Here is a 17,276-nt window from a genome sequence, read left to right as displayed (position 1 = left end):
CGGGGCGCCCGGGGTGTTGTCGCCCCGCCCCACCCCCCAACATCCCCCCCCTCAATGGGCGGCGGGGGGCCCCGCCCGCCCCCCCGCTCCTCCATTTTCGCTATCCGACCACCGCCGACCGGGCGACGGAGGGCGTCCGGCTCTCCGGATACGTGACGGCGTCCGGCTCGAACGGCCCGTCCGTGGTCGCCCCGTACACCGAGTGCGGTGGCCGCCCGGTGAACAGGGGAGGAGGTGCGGGAAGGGTGAACCAGACGACCTTCCCGGCCCCGCCGCTAGGGCGGACGCCCCAGCTCTCGCTGACCGCGGCGATCAGCGCGAGCCCGCGTCCCGACGTGCTGGACGTACTGGGGTCGCGCACGGTCGGCAGCCGCGGGTCGTGGTCGTGGACGGACACCGTCAGCCGTTCGAGCAGCAACTCGATCTCGACGGTGCATGACTTGTCCGGCTGGGCATGCCGGTGGACATTGGTCAGCAGTTCGGTGACGCCGAGCGCCGCATGGTCGATCAACGGATCGAGATGCCAGTAGCGCAACTGCGCCGAAACGATTCTGCGGACCTGACCGATCCGCGACGGCAGGGCCTGGAGCTCCACCGTGCAGTGCCTGCTTGGCTCGCTGATCACGGCTGCGACTCCCCGAAATAGGTCCGGAAGAAGACGAGAGGGGCGGATCCAGCAGATGGCGGACTGCTGAATCCGGACCGGCGATGGCGGATCTCAGTGTCACCGCCGGTAAACCATGAGTGACGTGTGACCAATGTCGCTCAGGGGTCACGGCTCCGCAACTCGCGCTGTCCCGGCGGGGTTGCTCCGTCAGATCATCCGGCCGCCCGCGCTCCGCAGCGTCTCGAGGAAACGGTGGGCCGGTCCGGCCGTGTCCGGACCGTGGTTGCGCTGTCCCATCGTCAGCCGGTACCGCGTCCCGTTGAGGCGCGCCACGGCCGCCCCGGCTCCCGCGAACCACGGCCTGCCCGCGCTCACCGCCACCACCGGGGCGCTGTCGATCTCCCGTCCGTAACTGGTCAGCAGGGCCAGCCTGCCGTCCTTGACGATCACCTGCCCGGCCCTCGTGAGCGAGCGGGCCCACCGCTCGATCCGTACCCCCGTCGCGCTGAACTCCGTTTCCGGCATGACTGCTTCGCCCCCTTCGTGACGCCTCTGTCGGGCAGTCTGCACGCATGTGGGACCGGCGCGCCAGGCCGCGTCCCGGAGCAATGCGGCAACCGTCCCGTCCGGCCGGTCCAAGGCAGGGCTATGGAGCATCAAAGTGAACGTTTCTGCAGGTAGGGGGAATATCGTTGAGGCGAGAGTCCGGTGAGCACGAGGAGGAACGCGTTGATGGGCACCGCAAAGCACACAGACGACGGCCGGGTCGCGGCGACCATCGACATCGACCGCTCCGACCCGGAGTACCGGGCCTGGCTCAAGGAGGCCGTCCGCAAGGTCCAGGCCGACGCCAACCGTTCCGCCGACACCCATCTGCTGCGCTTCCCGCTGCCAGAGACCTGGGGCATCGACCTCTACCTCAAGGACGAATCGACGCACCCCACCGGCAGTCTCAAGCACCGGCTGGCCCGCTCGCTCTTCCTCTACGGGCTCTGCAACGGCTGGATCCGGCCGGGCAGGCCGGTGATCGAGGCGTCCAGCGGTTCGACAGCCGTCTCGGAGGCGTACTTCGCCAAGCTGATCGGTGTGCCGTTCATCGCCGTGATGCCCCGTACCACCAGCCCCGAGAAGTGCCGACTGATCGAATTCCACGGCGGTCGCTGCCACTTCGTCGACGATTCGCGGAAGCTGTACGAGGAGTCCGCCATGCTCGCCGCCGACACCGGCGGTCACTACATGGACCAGTTCACCTACGCCGAACGGGCCACCGACTGGCGCGGCAACAACAACATCGCCGAGTCGATCTACCAGCAGCTGAGGCTGGAGCGCTACCCGGAGCCGACGTGGATCGTCGCCACGGCCGGAACCGGCGGCACCTCGGCGACCATCGCCCGCTATGTGCACTACATGCAGTTCGACACCCGGATCTGTGTGCCCGATCCGGAGAACTCCTGTTTCTTCGACGGCTGGACCCACCACGACCTCCTGGCCACCAGCGACCGCGGCTCCCGGATCGAGGGCATCGGCAGGCCCCGGATGGAGCCGAGCTTCGTGCCCGGGGCCATCGACCGGATGATGAAGGTGCCGGACGCGGCCAGTGTCGCGGCCGTGCGCGCCCTGGAGAGGGCCATCGGCCGGAAGGCGGGCGGCTCCACCGGCACCGGGCTGTGGAGCGCGTTCAAACTGGTCGCGGAGATGGTCGAACAGGGCAGCGCAGGCAGCATCGTCACCCTGTTCTGCGACCCGGGCGACCGCTACCTCGACAAGTACTACTCCGACAGCTGGCTCGCCGAACAGGGCCTGGACATCGCCCCGTACACGCGGACCATCGACTCCTTCCTGAGCAGCGGCAACTGGCCCGGATAGCACGGACGGAGCGCGGTGCGCCCGGTCCGCGTCCGTACTCAGGCCGCGGGCGCGGCCAGCCGCCTGTCGAGATTGCGTACCGCGTCCCGGAACGCCCGGCCCATTCCCGGCCGGGCCAGCCGCAGGACGAAGCGGAAGAGTGTGGAACCGTCGGCGGCGAACGTCCACCGCACCCGCGTCCCGGTCCCGGCCGGGGTGAGCCGCCACTCCTCCACCAGGGCTTTCGGGCCAGGGGCGTTGGACTCGTCGACCCGGTAGGCGTACCGCTCGCCGGGCTCGGCCGCGAGGATCGACTCGCGCAGCACCGCGCCGCCCCTGAGCCGGACCTCGCGGCCCGCGCCCTCCTCGGTGGGCCGGGCCGCCGTCACCGAGGTGAACCAGCTCGGCCAGCCCGCCACGTCGTCGGCGAGCGCACGGTAGACCGCTTCGGGAGGTGCGGACACCTCGGCGTCAAAGATCAGTCGCAGGGCAGCGGACTCGACGAAATCGAGGCCCACGGAACGGAGTCGGCGTGGCACGGATCGCACCTCCCGTGCGGTCGGTCGGCGGCGTACGGGGTCGTACGGGTCGCGCACACCATAGCTGTCATACCGTCAGATGTCCCTGCCTGCAAGGACGTTATGCGGACGGGCACTGCGGGATGGCCCGTGCGGCCGCTGCGGGTCCCGCCGCCCGCGCCTGCTCATTGAAGGTCCGGGCCGGTCATCCGGGCTCCCCGCACCGGCACCGCCCCGCCCGACCGCGCCGCGCTACGGACACGGACCCGCCGGACGGTCGAGCATACGGTCGAGCACCCGTCCGAAGACCCGGCGGCCCGCCGCGGCGATCAGCGGATCGACCCACCGCGGCAGCAGCCGGACACTCAGCTCCTCCACCCACACCACATGGGATCCGGAATCCGTCGGATACACATCGATCGACGCCCGGCCCAGCACCAGCGATCCGCGCTTCTCCAGTCGGCACAGCCCCGCGCGCCCGGCGGTGGGCGGGGTCCAGCGCACCACTTCCATCGGATCGTCGAAACCCAGCGGCCCGACGCCCGTACGCGCCACGAAGACGGTCCCCATCCCGGTCGGCAGCCCCGTGGGGACGGTGATCGTGGTCAGCGGTACCGTCGCCGCGTGCCGTTCCCAGTCCGTCACCCGGCACCAGGACTCGGCCGTGGGCAGATGCGTGCAACGCTCGATCCGGAAGACGGCCACAGCACGATCCTAGGCCGTGCACCGCCCGGTCCGAGCTGAGCGGAAGCGACACACCGCCCGGCCGCTCAGGAACCGTCGTCCGCGATCCGGCCCGCCACCAGCAGGCCCGGCAGATGCTCCTCGATCTCCTCACGGGCGGCGGCCGACAGGCCCGCGTCCGTCACGAACGTGTCCACCTGCTCCAGGGTCGCGAACGAACTCAGTCCCACCGTGCCCCACTTGGTGTGGTCGGCGACCACCACGACACGCCGCGCCGACTGGACGAAACGGCGGTTCGTCTCGGCCTCCGCCAGATTCGGCGTCGAGAGACCGGCCTCCACCGAGATCCCGTGCACCCCGAGGAACAGCACATCGAAGTGGAGCGAGGCGATCGCCTGATCCGCGACCGGGCCGACCAGGGAGTCCGACGGAGTCCGTACCCCACCGGTGAGCACCACCGTGGCGGCCCCGGAACGCGCCCCGCCCGCGACCCCCGACCGCTGCGCGCAGTGGAACACATCGGCGACCCGCACCGAATTGGTCACCACCGTCAGATCCGGTACGTCCAGCAGCTGCTGGGCGAGCGCGTACGTCGTCGTACCACCGGAGAGCGCGATGGCGGTACCGGGCACCGCCATGGCCGCGGCCGCCCGCGCGATGTCCTCCTTGGCGGTCAGCTCCAGCGCCGACTTGGCCTCGAAACCGGGCTCGTGCGTACTGGCCTCGACCACCGGAACGGCCCCGCCGTGCACCTTCTCGATCACACCCTGGCGGGCCAGCGCGTCCAGATCCCGGCGGACGGTCATGTCCGAGACGTTCAGCCTGCGGGTCAGCTCATTGACCCGGACCCCGCCACGCCTGCGCACCTCGTCGAGGATCAGGGCGCGCCGCTGCTCCGCGAGCAGGTTCTGATTCTCGCTCAACGCCGGTCCGGTCCTTCCCTCAGGCCGTGCAACAGTCTCTTCGGACGGGGTCATCCTGCCACGCGGTGTCGTCGGCCGTCGCACTGGGGAGATTCCGTGAGAGCGGTGCGTACACCGGCCCTCGTCCGTGATCCTGGTGACCGCGCATCAGCACTTTCCCCCACGACCGAGAGAGCGAGTCACTCCAGTGCCACCTGTCACCCAGGCCCCGCAGAGTCCGGGGCCCGCGCTGGAACTGCTGGTCCACGGCGTGGGCGGAGCCACCCCGCAGGAGATGCTCGACGATCCGCGGCCGGTCCGGGTCACCGGCGACGCGACCGCCGCCATGTACCGGCGAGCCGGGGACATGGACGCCGAACAGCACCCCGAGCGGTACCGCGACCGGCCCATCGCCGAGGCCTACTGCTGGTCCAACCTCACCTCCGGCAACGGCTCCCGCGCTCTGTGGCTGCTGCTGCTCCCGTTCATGGTGGTCAACCTCGCCCACTGGATGCGCCCCACCGCCCGGAGCCGCACGCGCGCGGTGCGCCTGTACGGGGTCCTCGTCCGGCTCGTCGCACTGAGCCTCACGGTCCTGCTGACCGCGGCGGCCTGCGAGGTCGCGCTCGATCTGACGGCCTGGCAGTGCGCGGGCGTGCCGGACTGCTCGGACAAGCGGTCCTGGCTCGGCTTCCTGTCGACGGCACAGGGCGGCTGGTGGTCCCAGCCGGGCCGACGCCTCGCCCTCGCCGCGCTCGTGCCCGCCGCCCTCGTCGGGCTGCTCTGGTTCCTGTCCAACCGGACCTGGAGCGCGTACGAATCGCAACGCCCGCTCACCGGCTCCGGACCGGACGACGCCGACCCGGAGACCGCACCCGATCCGAACACCTCCGGCACCCCCGCCGGTGGCCGCCCGGCCCTCGCCCGGCCCGGCTTCTGGTACGGCCGTCGGCTGGTCGCCCGGCTGCGTGCCGCCCACACCGCTGCCGGATTCCTCACCGTCGCCGCGTCGGTCGCCGGCGCCGCGGCCCGCCACGACCGCGCCGTCACCGGCTCCGTGCCCGCCGTCCTCGGATCGCTGATCGAAGCGGCGCTGGTCCTGGGCGCGCTCGTCGTGCTGTGGGTCGTCTGCCGTCGCGGCCGCAGCGAACGGAGTCTCGACAACCGGCTCGACCGTGCTCTCATCACCTGGCTGCCCGGCACCGCCCTGGCCCTGCTCGTCCTCGCCGCGGTGTACGCGGCCTGGTCGCGTCCCGCCTGGGTCTCGGCGGGCGCCCTGCCCGGCGACGTCACCTTCAGTATCGTCACGCTCGGCCAGGGAGCGCTCGTCGTCCTCCTCGCCGTGGTGTCACTCGGCCTGTACCGCAAGACCCCCGAACCCCGCACCGTCATGTACGGACTCGGCGGACCGGTGGTCGCCATGCTCGCCTGCGCTCTCGGCGGCGTCATGACCGGCGGGGTCGCCCAGCGCGTCGCCGACTGGCTCGACGGCTCCGGCACCCCGGGCATGGGCCGCAGCGCCCTCATCGCGGGGCCCCCGGTGCTGCTCAGCTGGCAGGCCTCGGTCATCCCCGTACTCCTGGTGCTGCTGGCGGTCCCCGGCGCCGTGCTGCTCGTACGCACCTGGCTCACCGCCCGCGCCCTGGAGCCAGAGATCGACCGGGAGTACGGGCAGGAGCGGCCGGACCCCGCCCGGACCCGGCAGATCGCCCGGATCCGGGCCACGGCGGCCCTCACCGACTCCGCGCCCTGGATCCTCGGCCCGGTCTCCGGCGCCACACTGCTGCTCGGTGCGGCGGCGGTCGGCGGGGCCTGGGCGAGCGGTGAGGTGCCCGGCCTGGCGATGAAGGGCAGCGGCCCGTTCATCGAGTCCGTCGCCGAAGCGGCCCAGTCGACCGGCTCCTGGATGATCGGGCTCGGCTTCATACTCTTCGTCACCTGGGGACGGCGCGCCTACCGCGACGCCTCCGCCCGGCGCACCATCGGCATCCTCTGGGACGTCGGTACGTTCTGGCCGCGCGCCGCCCACCCCTTCGCACCGCCCTGCTACGCCGAGCGTGCCGTCCCCGACCTGGCGTCACGGATGTCCGGCTGGACCGGGCTCACCCACGGCAGGCTCGTCATCTCGGGCCACTCCCAGGGCAGCGTCCTCGCGGCGTCCGCGGTCTGGCAGCTGCCCCCGGAGACCCGGAGCCGGGTCGCCCTGCTCACCTACGGATCGCCGATCGAGCGGCTGTACGCGCGCTGGTTCCCGGCCTACTTCGGCCCCGGGCCGCTGCACGGGCTGCACCGGTCCGTGCACTGCTGGCGCAACCTCTGGCGGGCCACCGACCCGATCGGCGGCCGGGTCCGGCTCGACGAGGGACCGGGGCCCGAGGTGGACCGGGGGCCGCTGAACGACCCCCTGGTCTACGGGCGTACCCCCGAACATCCGCTGCCCGAACCGGTTCTGGGGCACTCGGACTACCAGGCCGACCCGGTCTTCGCCCAGGAACGGGCCGCGCTGCTGGACCGGCTCGAACCGGTCCTGCCCCGCCAGGCGGACGGGGAGGAAGCCCCGAAAGCCCTGCGGGATCAGGGGAGTTCGGGCAGATCCTCCGGGTAGACCAGGCTGAGGTCGTCCGTGCTCGGATCGGCGAGCTGGGCGACCCGGCCCGCATGCCGCTCCACCATCGACTCGAACGTCTGCCGCGCGGTACGGCCGTTGCCGAACGCCGGGCCCTTGGGAAGCTCCGTGAAGTACTTCAGCAGCGCTTCCCCGGTCCCGGAGGCCAGGTTGTACTCGTGCTCCTCGGCCTGCTGCTCGATGATCCGCAGCAGTTCGGCGGGCTCGTAGTCGCTGAAGGTGATGGTCCGTGAGAAACGGGAGGCCACACCGGGGTTGACGGTGAGGAACCGCTCCATCTCGTGGGTGTAGCCGGCGACGATGACGACCACCGCGTCCCGGTGGTCCTCCATCAGTTTCACGAGCGTGTCGATCGCCTCCCGGCCGAAGTCCCGGCCGGAGTCCTCGGGCGACAGGGCGTACGCCTCGTCGACGAACAGCACCCCACCGCGCGCCCGGTCGAAGGCCTCCTGGGTGCGGATGGCCGTCGAGCCGATGTGCTCACCGACCAGATCGACGCGGGACACCTCGACCAGATGGCCCCGCTCCAGTACCCCGAGCGAGGCGAGGATCTCGCCGTACAGCCGGGCCACGGTGGTCTTGCCGGTGCCGGGGGAGCCGGTGAAGACGAGATGCCGCCGGACCGACGCGGCCTTGAGCCCGGCCTCCCGGCGCCGACGGCCGACCTCGATCATGTCGGTGAGGGCGCGCACCTCCCGCTTCACGCTGTCCAGGCCCACCAGCGCGTCCAGTTCCCCGAGAACGGCGTCCGACGCGCGCACCGGCTCGGGGGCCGGCGCCTCGGCCGGGGCGGGCTCCGCGGCCCGCTGACCCGGGACCGCGCCGAGCAGCCCGGGGGTGGACTGGGTGGCCGTCAGCACGGCCGGGGCCGGGGGAGCGGGGGAGCGCAGCGCGCTCTCGTCGCTCGTGCAGTCCTCCACGACGGGCCCCGCTCCCTGCCCGTCGCCGTGGCCGCCGCCTTCGGCGAACTCGTAGCCGCCGCGGGCGCACCGCTCGGTACGGCAACGGGTCAGCGTCGTACGGCAGCCGTCCATCACGTGGAAGCCGTAGCCGTCGCTGCCGGTGACCCGGCAGCTGCGGAAGGTGCCGCGGCCCTCGGCGGAGACGTAGAAACCGGCCTCGGCGGGCGAGGTGACCGTGCAGCGTTCGATCGTCGGGTCGGCGCCCTTGGTGACGATCACTCCGGTCTGCGCGGTGTCGATGGTGCAGTTGTTCAGCGTGCCACCGCTGCCGTGGTCGCGGAACCAGGCGCCGGTGGACGCCTCGCGGATGCGGCAGTCGTCGAGCTGGGCGGTTGCCCCGTCGCTCACCGACACCGCGGTATTGCGGACCTGGGAGAGATCGCTGTCGACCACGTCGGCGCGCGAGCCCCGGTCGAGCACGAAGATGGCGTCCGGCACGTCGTGGACCCGGCAGGAGTCCAGTATCACCGTCGCCCCGTCGCTCACCCAGACGGCCGGGTAGTCACCCGTACTGTCATGTATCTCGCACTGGTTGGCGTCGACGCGGGTGCCGGGATCCCAGACGGAAAGACCGTTGCGGCCGAACCGGCGCACCGTGGAGCGGGTCAGGGTGAGGACCGAACGGGAACGCAGATCCACCGCGTTCTCCGGGATGTCGTGTATGTCGCAGTCGGCCAGCGTCAGGACGGCGTCGGTGTCGAGCGTGACGCCGTCCGCCGAAGTGCGGTGCACCGTGCACTCGGTGAGGTGGGCGGCCGCACGAGCGGTGACCTGGACCCCGCTGCCCTTGATCTCGTACACCTCGCAGCCGACGGCCTCCAGACCGCTGCCCTCGCCGGTGACGCTGAGCCCCGCGCCCGACGCGTGGTGGATCCGGCAGCTTTCCAGCCGCGGATGTGCACCGTCGCGCACCGAGACGCCGGACTGGCCGGCCGAGACGACCTCGCACTGCTCGAACACGCCGCCCGCACCGTCGAGTACGGCGATGCCGACCCCGGCCGGGTTGTCGACCGTGCAACGGCGCACGGTGGGCCGGGCCGCTCCGCGCACCTCGATCCCCGCGGCGGAACGGGTCACGATCCGCAGATCCGCGAGCTCCGGTGCGCCGTCCTCGACGAGCAGCGCCGGGGCCGTCGAGTCCTGGCCCTCCACATGCAGGTCCGAGACGACGGCGGAGGCGCGGACCGTCAGCGGCACGCCGTCGACCGGCGCGATCCGTACGGAGCCGGCCGAGCCCTCGGGGCCGCGCAGGGTCACTGCGCGGTGCAGGACCAGATTCTCCCGGTAGGTGCCGGGCGCGATGGTGAGGACATCACCGTCCGCCGCGGCCTCCAGGGCTGCGGTGAGGGAGGCGTATTCGCCTGTGCGGCGCCGCCACCGCGATGTGCCGGTGTGCGTCACCTGGACCGTGCCCTGTGCCATGGCGCTGTTGTGCCCCCACCTCGTGCGTGTGTGATGCCCGGGTCCACCGGCCTTCCGGCAACGACGAAACCCGGGTCCGCCCGCCGAGGAAGCGGGCGGGCCGGTCCACCGTAGCGCGCGCGGCGGGCGGGAGTTGACCCGATCACCGGCTGATCAGCTGCCGGTCCCGGTCCTGCCCCAGTCAGGACCGGCCTCGGCCCAGTCCCGGTCGATCCGGGTGTACCGCCCCCGCATCATGCGCCAGACGATCAGTCGGCGGCCGCCCTCGATCAGCGCGACGGCGAGCAGCATCGCCCCGAACCCGGCCAGCGCTGCGTGGGTACGGGCCGTCGGCGCGTCCATGGGCCGCGGCGCGGGGTGGCCGTCGAGGTCCGTCCAGATCTCCACTTCGGCCCCTGGTCCGGTCCTCCGGGAGAGGGTGGTCACCGTACCGCGGCGGTCGGTGCCGTCCGGAGCCTTCCAGCGCGCCACCACCAGGGTCTGCGGGGTGCGCTCCGAGGACACCTCGGGATCGGTGACGAGATGCGGCGCTTCCGGCGCCCTGCGCAGCACGACCGCGGTCGTGGCATGGCGCTGGGCCCGCTGGGCCCGCACCGATTTCTGCAGGGCGTCGTCGGTGAACGATCCGCACCGCCAGCCCAGCGCGGGCGCCGCCAGCACCATGAGAATCAGCGCGGCCAATGCCACCCATGCCTCGCGCCGGTCAGTGGCGCGGCGCAGGGGGTTGTGCCGCCAACGCCACACGCCCGAAACCGCCCGCACAGTCCCGCACCCCCTTCCGTATCCGTCTTAACCCGATACGGCGCGCTTCGCGCGCTGAAGCTGCGAAGAGAGAGGAACCTCACCCCGGGACAACGCAGGGACCGGCCCGTGAGTTCCCCGCCCACCGAAGGAGGCTGACGGTCCGTCCGGGGCGCGCGAGCGACCGGAAGGGACGTACGGGCCCGGGGAGGGCGGCACGGCGCAGGAGGGCGGTACGCGGCCCGGTGCGGGAACGTCGAGGTCGCCGGCGAGTCCCCATGGCTCGACGACGACCTCGGTACGACCGTGTGCGACTCCCCGGCTCAGTACCCCCGGCCCTGGTGCGGGCGGTTGTACGGGTCCTCGTACGGAGAAGGCGCGGGGGCAGGGCGCGGCGACGCCGGACGCATCGCCTCGTACCCGGTGCCCGGCGCGGGCCGTTGCTGCTGCGGCGCGTAGGGCGCCGCCTGGTACCCGCCGCGGGTCGCGGTCGGCTGCTGCGGGATGTACGGCGCCGGGGCCTGCTGCAACTGCGGGGGCTGCACCGGCGCGTAACCCTGCTGGGCCGGCTGCGGGTAGCCGTACGACGGACCGGGCTGGGAAGGCGCCGCGGGAAGAGCCGGCAGGGCCGCCGGGAGAGCCGGCAGATAGCTGTTGCCGGTGTCATAGGCGGCAGGCACTCGGATCGGGGCGATCTGAGGGGTGCCCCGCTCCGCGACCAGGGAGTCGTAGATCGGGGTGTCGGGGAACGACGGTGCGGCGTAGTAGCCGCCGCCGTAGGTGGAGCGGGGGGAGGTCATGACACCTAAGTTAAGCCCACAATGTGTTGGTTGGGGAGTCCCAATCTTGGGGTCATCCGTTTTACGCTGGTTCTGTCCGCCTGACCTGCCAAAACATCGTCAAGGCTTCCGTTGACAGCGGGGGCTTTTCCGTTGGAGGGCGCCATGGCTGACGAGAAGTGGCGGATGGGCTACAAGGGGCGACACCCGCGTGGCACTCGCCAGGACGGAGGGTTTCGACCCTGAGTACCTGGAACCTTACGACTATCAGGAGATCGCCGACGGCAACCGCGGCCTGCCGGTCGCCACCGCCGACGGCACCCTCGACCGCGGCCGGCCTTGCGTATCGAGGCCGGGCAGGCGGTTCCGGTGTACTGGCGTTGCACGCCGACGGTGTGGGTTCCCTTCTTCACGTCGCCGGAATCGTCGACGACCAGGACCGCGGCCTCGTCGTGGAGGTGCTCGACGACGTATTCACGCACGTCGTCGCGGACAGCGTCCGTATCCCAGGGGGCCCGGCACACCAGGTGCTGCAAGCCGTGCGGGCCGGCCTCACCGGCCCACTCCGCGATCGTCCAGCAGTAATTGCGCGGCAGATCCGACAGCAGGCCCAGCACCAACCGCCCGGCCCGCAGGCGGGGTTCGAGCCGAGCGAACCGGGCCGCGAGCCGGCCCATGGCCACCTCGAACGCCTCCCGTCAACGCGCGGGATCTATGCTGTGGCCTGCGGCCACCGTCTCTTCGTTTGTCCACACAACTCACGATGATCAACGGTGGCCGCCCCCCGTCTCCGCACCGGCCCCACCCTCCTTATGCCGCCATGGGGCTTCCGGGCATGTCCCGGAACGCCGGCAGATGCCGGCCCGCCGCCTGCACGCAGGTGCGTGCTCGGCCTGGCCGGCCCTTTGCCGAGGAACTCGTCGGCGAGCATGGCGAGCGTGTGAATATGCTGCGTCCATGCCACATGTAACCGTGACGTACACCAACGAACTGGCCGAGAACGAGGTCCTCGACTGTGAAGTACTCGGCCCGGAGTTGCACTCGCTGATCGTCGCCAACAGCGGCGCGCGCCCCGAGGCGTGCCGGATCCGTTTCATCTACCCTCAAGACGACTGGTACATCGCCGGCCGCACGGAGGAAACCCACCAGGCAGTCCACATCGAGATCGCGCTGAAGGCCGGCCGTAGCGCCGAGGTCAAACGCGCGCTCAGCGAATCCGTCCTCGCGCTTCTTCGCACACACGTCGGGCCTGTCCCGGAGTTCGAGGTCCACTTTTCGGCGGAGGCGATCGCCGAGGTCACCAGCCTGCTCGCCCCCTGCGACAGCAGTCGCTGAGGGCAATCTCAGCCGCTACGCGGTACCCGGGTGTGTCGTTGACAGGGGGTCCGTCATCTACTCCTGGCAGGTAGGCGCGCCGGCGCCGGGGTGGGGATCCCGGTGTCGATGCCGGTCCAGTCCGCTGTGGCGGGGACCGTCGATGACCTGGTTCTCAATCGCAGCTCATTGAGGGGTCATCGGAGTTCTTTCCGATCCGCGTGCAGGTGTGTTGGACACCCTTCAGGTCTCCGATTTCGGTCTGTCCGACGCGGCCCAGCCAGTGGATCTCGGGTGCGTTGGAGGTCGGCTTCAGGTGCGGATAGCGCAGGACCTCCCACGAGGGGAACTTGTCCTTGGTCGTCCTGACGTCGAATGTCGCGGTGTCGTTGATGACCTCGTCCGGGTCGTGCTGACGCGGAGTCAGCCAGAAGGTCGCGTTGATCCGCCCAGCGTTGATCAATTCTGGTAGGTATGAACGAGAGAATCCGTTCACCAGCGACACGTCGATGCGGGCGCCCCCGTTGCCGTACGGCTCAACCCAGTACTCGTTCTGCTCGATGTCGTTGCTGTCGGTGTTCTCCTTCGCGTGCGACGTCCGGGTCAACGGCTTGGCGTCCCAGCACTTGGCCAACTGGATGCACGAGTGTTCGATATAGATCCCCACCCGTCCCGTGGCGGTGTCCCAGGCGATGGTTCCCTTGGCGCCGGCCTCCGGGTTGGTGCTGAACGAGCGGTGCTCGCCGATCTCGTCGTAAAGCTTGATGGTGTCGGCGATGAAGCCGCGTACCAGGACGATCCCGCGATCGGCTCCCTTGGGAAGCAGGGTTGCGCTCTGTGCCTGGTCGCCCGGGTTCGCGTTGCCGTCGATGTGCTTTGCCTTGGCCCGCTGCCACTGCGGATTATCGGCCTCGCCCGGAGCCCACCCGATTGGCCCGCTCTCGAACTGCTGAGAGTGCCCGTCCTCAGGGTGCAGCCCCGGGGCCTCGTCGGTCACGGGGTAGCCGTACGGACCCTTTTCCCAGTCCGCGGCACCCCACTTCTCCCCGATCCTGCCCCAGACCGGGTGCGCGCCGTTGGAGCGGCTCGGGTGCCAGTAGATCGTGCCGCCCTCGTACTCCTGGCGCTTGCCGGCACCGTCCGAGTTGGTGAATTCGTCGCTCTTCGGGAATCCGAGCGCGCCGCCCTCCCAGCCCAACTGGCCCCACTTCTCACGGATCTTGCCCCACACAGGATGAGCCCCCGTGTCAGAGGTCCAGTAGATCGAACCGCCATCGAAGGTCGTGAACCTGCCACGTCCGTTCGGGGTGGTCTGCTCAACCGACGTCGGGCATCCGAGCGGACTGTCGGGGCCGCGCATCTCGTCGTACTTGGTCTGGATCGCGCCGAGAACCCAGTACGGGCGACCGCAGTACTGGCTGTCGGCCTCCGCAGCGGTCGGCAACGCGACCGTCGCGATCACAGCCGCCGCGGCAAGTGCGCCGCAACGACGCAGCGCTTTGATGTGCGCCATCAAAGATCACCTGACTTTCTGGAGTTGGGGGCGTCCGAGGATCCTTTTTGGGGCTCGGGGTCGTCCGAAGAGTGGCTTGGCCCCAGGCCCGGAGCGAGAGCAAAGGATGAGAGGTCGGCCGTACAACAGACCCCACTCTTCGCCACCCGGTGGAACTGAAGTGGTGCAGGATCACGGAACGAACCTGGAGTGAGAACACGAGGCAGGGCAAGAGCTAACCCTCGTACGAGGGACAGAACTTCACTCCTACGAGACCCGCGGCACAAGCCGGTCCGCATCCGCCCGCACGAGGCCCCGCTCACCCCCGAGGTGATCAACCCCCGCGAACGCCTCCAGTCCCAGCCCACCCAAAAGCGGACATCAACAGCTGGTGCGGTATGCGGCGCATCACACTGGCGGTTCTGGCTCAGGTTCTGTGATGTGACCACGCTGAGTGATGAGTGGTTCGTTTTGTGGCCATCTTGTCCGTCAGCCGTGGTCTTCCCAATCTTCTTGGCAGAACCGGGCCTCGCTGATTACGGCGTCACCGGCTCTGGTGGCCCGGACATACATGTTGAGGCCGTCCAACCCCAGATTTCCACCGCAGCCGAAGACCAGGCCCGTCTCACGCTCTTCGGTGTGCTGGATCAAGGCCGCATCAACGGCGGTTATGGGCATACCAATCAATGGGATGCCCTCGTGCTCGACCTGTGGACCGATGCGACCCTGCACTGTGACGGCACCGAGGACGGGATAGACGCCGCGTCCGCTGGCGTAATGCGCGGTCACACCGGCCGTATCGAAGCGGTCTTCGAGAAGGATCCACTCGCCGGGACTCTCCCACGGCCGTCCGAACGGGTATCGGCCGTGACGGGCGGCTGGTTCCTCGTTCAGCGCTGCCGCCACCTGATAGGGGCTCATGCCGTACCGCAGCGGACCGATGCGCTCCAGAGGTGTCCAGCCCCAACGCAGACGGTCCTGCTCGGCCTTCACCGGCCATGTCCCGGTGTTCGGCTCTTCCCCGCGCACATCCCGCCACTGGATGATCGGCTTGGCCCCATAAGGGTCTTCGGCCAGATCCGCGCTGGTCAACAGGGCATGGGTGACCATCGTGTCCTGGCGCTGCAAGTACCCCTCGATGTCGGGCGACAAGCTCAGCTCCAGCGAGGCACCCATGGATACCCCCCATGCCGCGACTTCCGGGTCGCCACTCCAGTTCACCCGCACCAAAGCCCCCTCCCGGCGTGCGAGGGCATGGATAGCTGAGCACGCCTCGGACGGTACCCGGGCGATCAGCTCAACGTCCCGCAACCGGACCAGCGGTCCGTCCATCGCATCGATCGCCACAGCGACCAGACCGGAATCCTCCCCGTAGACCGCAGTCATACCCCAGTCGCTGTAACAGCCCCATCCAATCCCGCTGCCCAGGCCTTGTGAGACATAGGCGATCGCTCCGTCCAGAGCCGTCGCCACCTGGTCCGGACTCATCCCGAACCGCAACGGCCCCACCCCGACCAACGGCTCAACCACCCACTGCTTCCGCTCCCCGGGCTTCCGGTCCCACCAAGCCATCCCGATCCCCACCATCCGCTTGAGATCCCGCAGCACATCCTGCAAGTGATCTTGTCGACCACCCTAAGCAGAGCCTGTGACAACGCCTTCAGCCACCGCGTCCTGCTTGCTTGACGGCGCTTCCCTTGGCCGAAGAGGTGAAGCCCGTTCATCACTCAACGTGCCCAACCACAGAAGCTGAGCCAGAACCGCCAGTGTGGCTCTGGCTCATTTTCCGTGAACTGGTCACGGTGGGTCATGCGACGCCGGTCAAAGGCCCGTGTTTAGGGGTGCGTCTGTGGCGAGAAAGTCTTGCGCTGCGGAGGTGACCTCGTCGATGTGCTGCTGTTCCAGAGGCTGGTCGTTCAGCAGGTCGATTCTTCTCACCAGATCGACCATGGGTTGCAGCGCATCGGGGTAGTCGAGTTCGGCTGCAGCTTCCTGATAGATCAGCTTGGCTCCCTGTATGGGATCGAGCCGGCGCGCCACGATCTGGGCCGCCCACCAACGGGCCGCGATCCATCGCGCCTTGGCCAGATCTTTCGAGGTCAGCGGGAGTAGACCCAATTCTTCCAGCACAAGGCCGAACAGCTCGCGGGCCTGGGGGTACTCACCGCGCGCGAGCCCAGCCAGCAGGGGAAGCGAGGGAGCCTCGACATCGGCCATCAAGGCGTCCAGGCCCAACTGGACCAGATAGGCGTCCGAGGGGCGCTGCCAGGGCGCCAGCGACAGGTCTGCAGCGGCCATGCGGGTCAAGCTGATCGCCACTACTGAGTCCACGCTTTGCCTCGCCCCCACATCATCGTTCCGTGAAGGAATTCCTATCATCGAGAGTCAGGCAGTTGATCAGGTGGCCAGCAATACGCGCTTGCGTAGCAGGCTGAATCCGGCTCGGCCGAACATCTGGCGCTTGAGCATCTTGATGCGGTTGACGTGCCCTTCGACGACACCGGAGTTCCAGGGCAGGGTGAGGCCGGCGATCACAGCCTCGCGGTCGCGGTCGATGCCCGCGGCAAGGGTGTGGAGGCTGGGCAGGTCGTCCTGGCGGACGGCGTCGAGCCACTCGGGGAGTCGATCGCCTTGGCGTTCGGTGAGCATCTGCGCAAAGGACCGGACGTGGCCGGTGAGGGCATCAAGCTCGGGGCAGTTGGCCAGCACGGCCTTGAGCCGGAGCTGCTCGATCTTCGTGAGCGTTTCCGGGCGGCTGAGAATCCATCTGGCCACCTGGCGGGGCGCCGGGGGTTGTGCGGTGACCGGCCGGGGTGACGTGCGTTTCTTCCTGATGTAGGCGCTGACGATGCCGTAGCTGCCCTTGTAACCGCGCGGGACGATCTCCTCCCAGAGCTTCCAGGCGTTGGTGCAGCCCTCGTTCCAGCGGTCGTCGAGGTAGGGCTTGTACTCGTCCAGCGCGGAGGCTCGGTTGAACTGGTACTGACCGGTGAAGAGGTCTTCTGGCCTGGCTGCATCGGCAAGGCTTTTGACAGTGCGGTGCGTCATGTGGAGTTGGCGGCCGATGGAACGGCGGCTGTGGCCGGCTTCCAGCATCGCGTGGACCGTGGCGTGTCGGGCCCGGATGCGGTTGGCGAACCGGTCGCTCTTCCAGGGCGAGGCCGGGTCCACCACCGAGGGTGCGGGCTCGTCGGATCCCTCCTCGACCGGTTCGGGCGCCAGGACGTGCAAGCACTGGCGGTGGCGGGCAACAGCTCGCTCGGCGGCCTCGCTGAGGTTGTGCCACAGAGTACTGGTGGGCCGTCGGCGAGGTGCCTGCTGAGCAGGCCCTTTTCCAACGGCCCCCAGCCCGAACGACGCATGCGACTTTCGCCGCACGTCGCT

Annotated in this window: 15 protein-coding genes and 1 pseudogene; 3 read left to right on the top strand and 13 right to left on the bottom strand. The window is 69.7% G+C overall.

Going from position 1 to position 17,276, the window contains the following annotated elements; genetic code table 11:
* Window positions 1–100: 100 nt before the first annotated feature.
* Window positions 101–625, bottom strand: coding sequence for an ATP-binding protein (locus tag ACFVV1_RS39460; protein ID WP_390000106.1), 525 nt, complete (start codon window positions 623–625; stop codon window positions 101–103).
* A 189-nt stretch (window positions 626–814) separates the two neighbouring features.
* Window positions 815–1,132 (bottom strand): hypothetical protein, encoded by a 318-nt coding sequence (locus ACFVV1_RS39455; protein WP_390000103.1) that lies wholly within the window; start codon window positions 1,130–1,132, stop codon window positions 815–817.
* A 207-nt stretch (window positions 1,133–1,339) separates the two neighbouring features.
* Here ACFVV1_RS39455 and ACFVV1_RS39450 point away from each other — a divergent pair, with 207 nt between their 5' ends.
* Window positions 1,340–2,473 carry a PLP-dependent cysteine synthase family protein gene (locus ACFVV1_RS39450; protein WP_390000100.1) on the top strand — a complete coding sequence of 378 codons (1,134 nt, stop codon included), beginning with the start codon at window positions 1,340–1,342 and terminating at the stop codon, window positions 2,471–2,473.
* 38 nt (window positions 2,474–2,511) lie between these two features.
* Here ACFVV1_RS39450 and ACFVV1_RS39445 read toward each other — a convergent pair whose 3' ends face one another.
* The 3 genes from ACFVV1_RS39445 to ACFVV1_RS39435 form a co-directional block, all read right to left on the bottom strand.
* On the bottom strand, window positions 2,512–2,991 hold the full coding sequence (locus tag ACFVV1_RS39445) for an SRPBCC family protein (RefSeq protein WP_390000098.1): 480 nt from the start codon (window positions 2,989–2,991) through the stop codon (window positions 2,512–2,514).
* Window positions 2,992–3,222: 231 nt separating this feature from the next.
* The gene (locus ACFVV1_RS39440; protein ID WP_390000095.1) at window positions 3,223–3,675 is read right to left on the bottom strand and encodes an SRPBCC family protein; all 453 of its coding nucleotides are present in this window, start codon (window positions 3,673–3,675) and stop codon (window positions 3,223–3,225) included.
* Window positions 3,676–3,740: 65 nt separating this feature from the next.
* Complete coding sequence (locus ACFVV1_RS39435) at window positions 3,741–4,577, bottom strand: DeoR/GlpR family DNA-binding transcription regulator (protein WP_390000092.1); 837 nt, start codon at window positions 4,575–4,577, stop codon at window positions 3,741–3,743.
* A 187-nt stretch (window positions 4,578–4,764) separates the two neighbouring features.
* Between ACFVV1_RS39435 and ACFVV1_RS39430 the strand changes: the two genes are divergently transcribed.
* Window positions 4,765–7,161 carry a hypothetical protein gene (locus tag ACFVV1_RS39430; RefSeq protein WP_390000090.1) on the top strand — a complete coding sequence of 799 codons (2,397 nt, stop codon included), beginning with the start codon at window positions 4,765–4,767 and terminating at the stop codon, window positions 7,159–7,161.
* Here the strand turns inward: ACFVV1_RS39430 and ACFVV1_RS39425 are convergent.
* The 4 genes and pseudogenes from ACFVV1_RS39425 to ACFVV1_RS39410 form a co-directional block, all read right to left on the bottom strand.
* Window positions 7,131–9,566 carry a right-handed parallel beta-helix repeat-containing protein gene (locus tag ACFVV1_RS39425; RefSeq protein WP_390000088.1) on the bottom strand — a complete coding sequence of 812 codons (2,436 nt, stop codon included), beginning with the start codon at window positions 9,564–9,566 and terminating at the stop codon, window positions 7,131–7,133. The genes ACFVV1_RS39430 and ACFVV1_RS39425 overlap by 31 nt on opposite strands.
* Before the next feature lie 153 nt (window positions 9,567–9,719).
* Window positions 9,720–10,328, bottom strand: coding sequence for a hypothetical protein (locus ACFVV1_RS39420; RefSeq protein ID WP_390000085.1), 609 nt, complete (start codon window positions 10,326–10,328; stop codon window positions 9,720–9,722).
* Window positions 10,329–10,630: 302 nt separating this feature from the next.
* Window positions 10,631–11,107, bottom strand: coding sequence for a DUF6643 family protein (locus ACFVV1_RS39415; RefSeq protein ID WP_390000082.1), 477 nt, complete (start codon window positions 11,105–11,107; stop codon window positions 10,631–10,633).
* 338 nt (window positions 11,108–11,445) lie between these two features.
* Window positions 11,446–11,763, bottom strand: a pseudogene (locus ACFVV1_RS39410) (transposase); the annotation flags it as partial.
* A 280-nt stretch (window positions 11,764–12,043) separates the two neighbouring features.
* On the opposite strand from ACFVV1_RS39410, the gene ACFVV1_RS39405 reads away from it, so the two are divergent.
* Complete coding sequence (locus tag ACFVV1_RS39405) at window positions 12,044–12,421, top strand: 5-carboxymethyl-2-hydroxymuconate Delta-isomerase (protein ID WP_390000079.1); 378 nt, start codon at window positions 12,044–12,046, stop codon at window positions 12,419–12,421.
* 154 nt (window positions 12,422–12,575) lie between these two features.
* On the opposite strand, the gene ACFVV1_RS39400 is transcribed toward ACFVV1_RS39405, so the two are convergent.
* The 4 genes from ACFVV1_RS39400 to ACFVV1_RS39385 all read right to left on the bottom strand — a co-directional run bounded on the left by ACFVV1_RS39400 (window position 12,576) and on the right by ACFVV1_RS39385 (window position 17,123).
* Window positions 12,576–13,913 carry an LGFP repeat-containing protein gene (locus ACFVV1_RS39400; RefSeq protein WP_390000145.1) on the bottom strand — a complete coding sequence of 446 codons (1,338 nt, stop codon included), beginning with the start codon at window positions 13,911–13,913 and terminating at the stop codon, window positions 12,576–12,578.
* Window positions 13,914–14,381: 468 nt separating this feature from the next.
* A complete protein-coding gene (locus ACFVV1_RS39395; protein WP_390000076.1) occupies window positions 14,382–15,509 on the bottom strand; it encodes a hypothetical protein in 1,128 nt (375 codons plus the stop codon).
* A 204-nt stretch (window positions 15,510–15,713) separates the two neighbouring features.
* The gene (locus ACFVV1_RS39390) at window positions 15,714–16,190 is read right to left on the bottom strand and encodes a hypothetical protein (protein WP_390000074.1); all 477 of its coding nucleotides are present in this window, start codon (window positions 16,188–16,190) and stop codon (window positions 15,714–15,716) included.
* 99 nt (window positions 16,191–16,289) lie between these two features.
* Window positions 16,290–17,123: a transposase gene (locus ACFVV1_RS39385; protein WP_390000071.1), complete on the bottom strand. Its 834-nt coding sequence runs from the start codon at window positions 17,121–17,123 to the stop codon at window positions 16,290–16,292.
* Window positions 17,124–17,276 lie beyond the last annotated feature (153 nt).

This window comes from Streptomyces sp. NPDC058092 (assembly GCF_042884935.1).
Lineage (GTDB): Bacteria > Actinomycetota > Actinomycetes > Streptomycetales > Streptomycetaceae > Streptomyces.
Note: the sequence above shows the minus strand (reverse complement) of the source record. Positions and strands in the feature narration are given on the sequence as shown.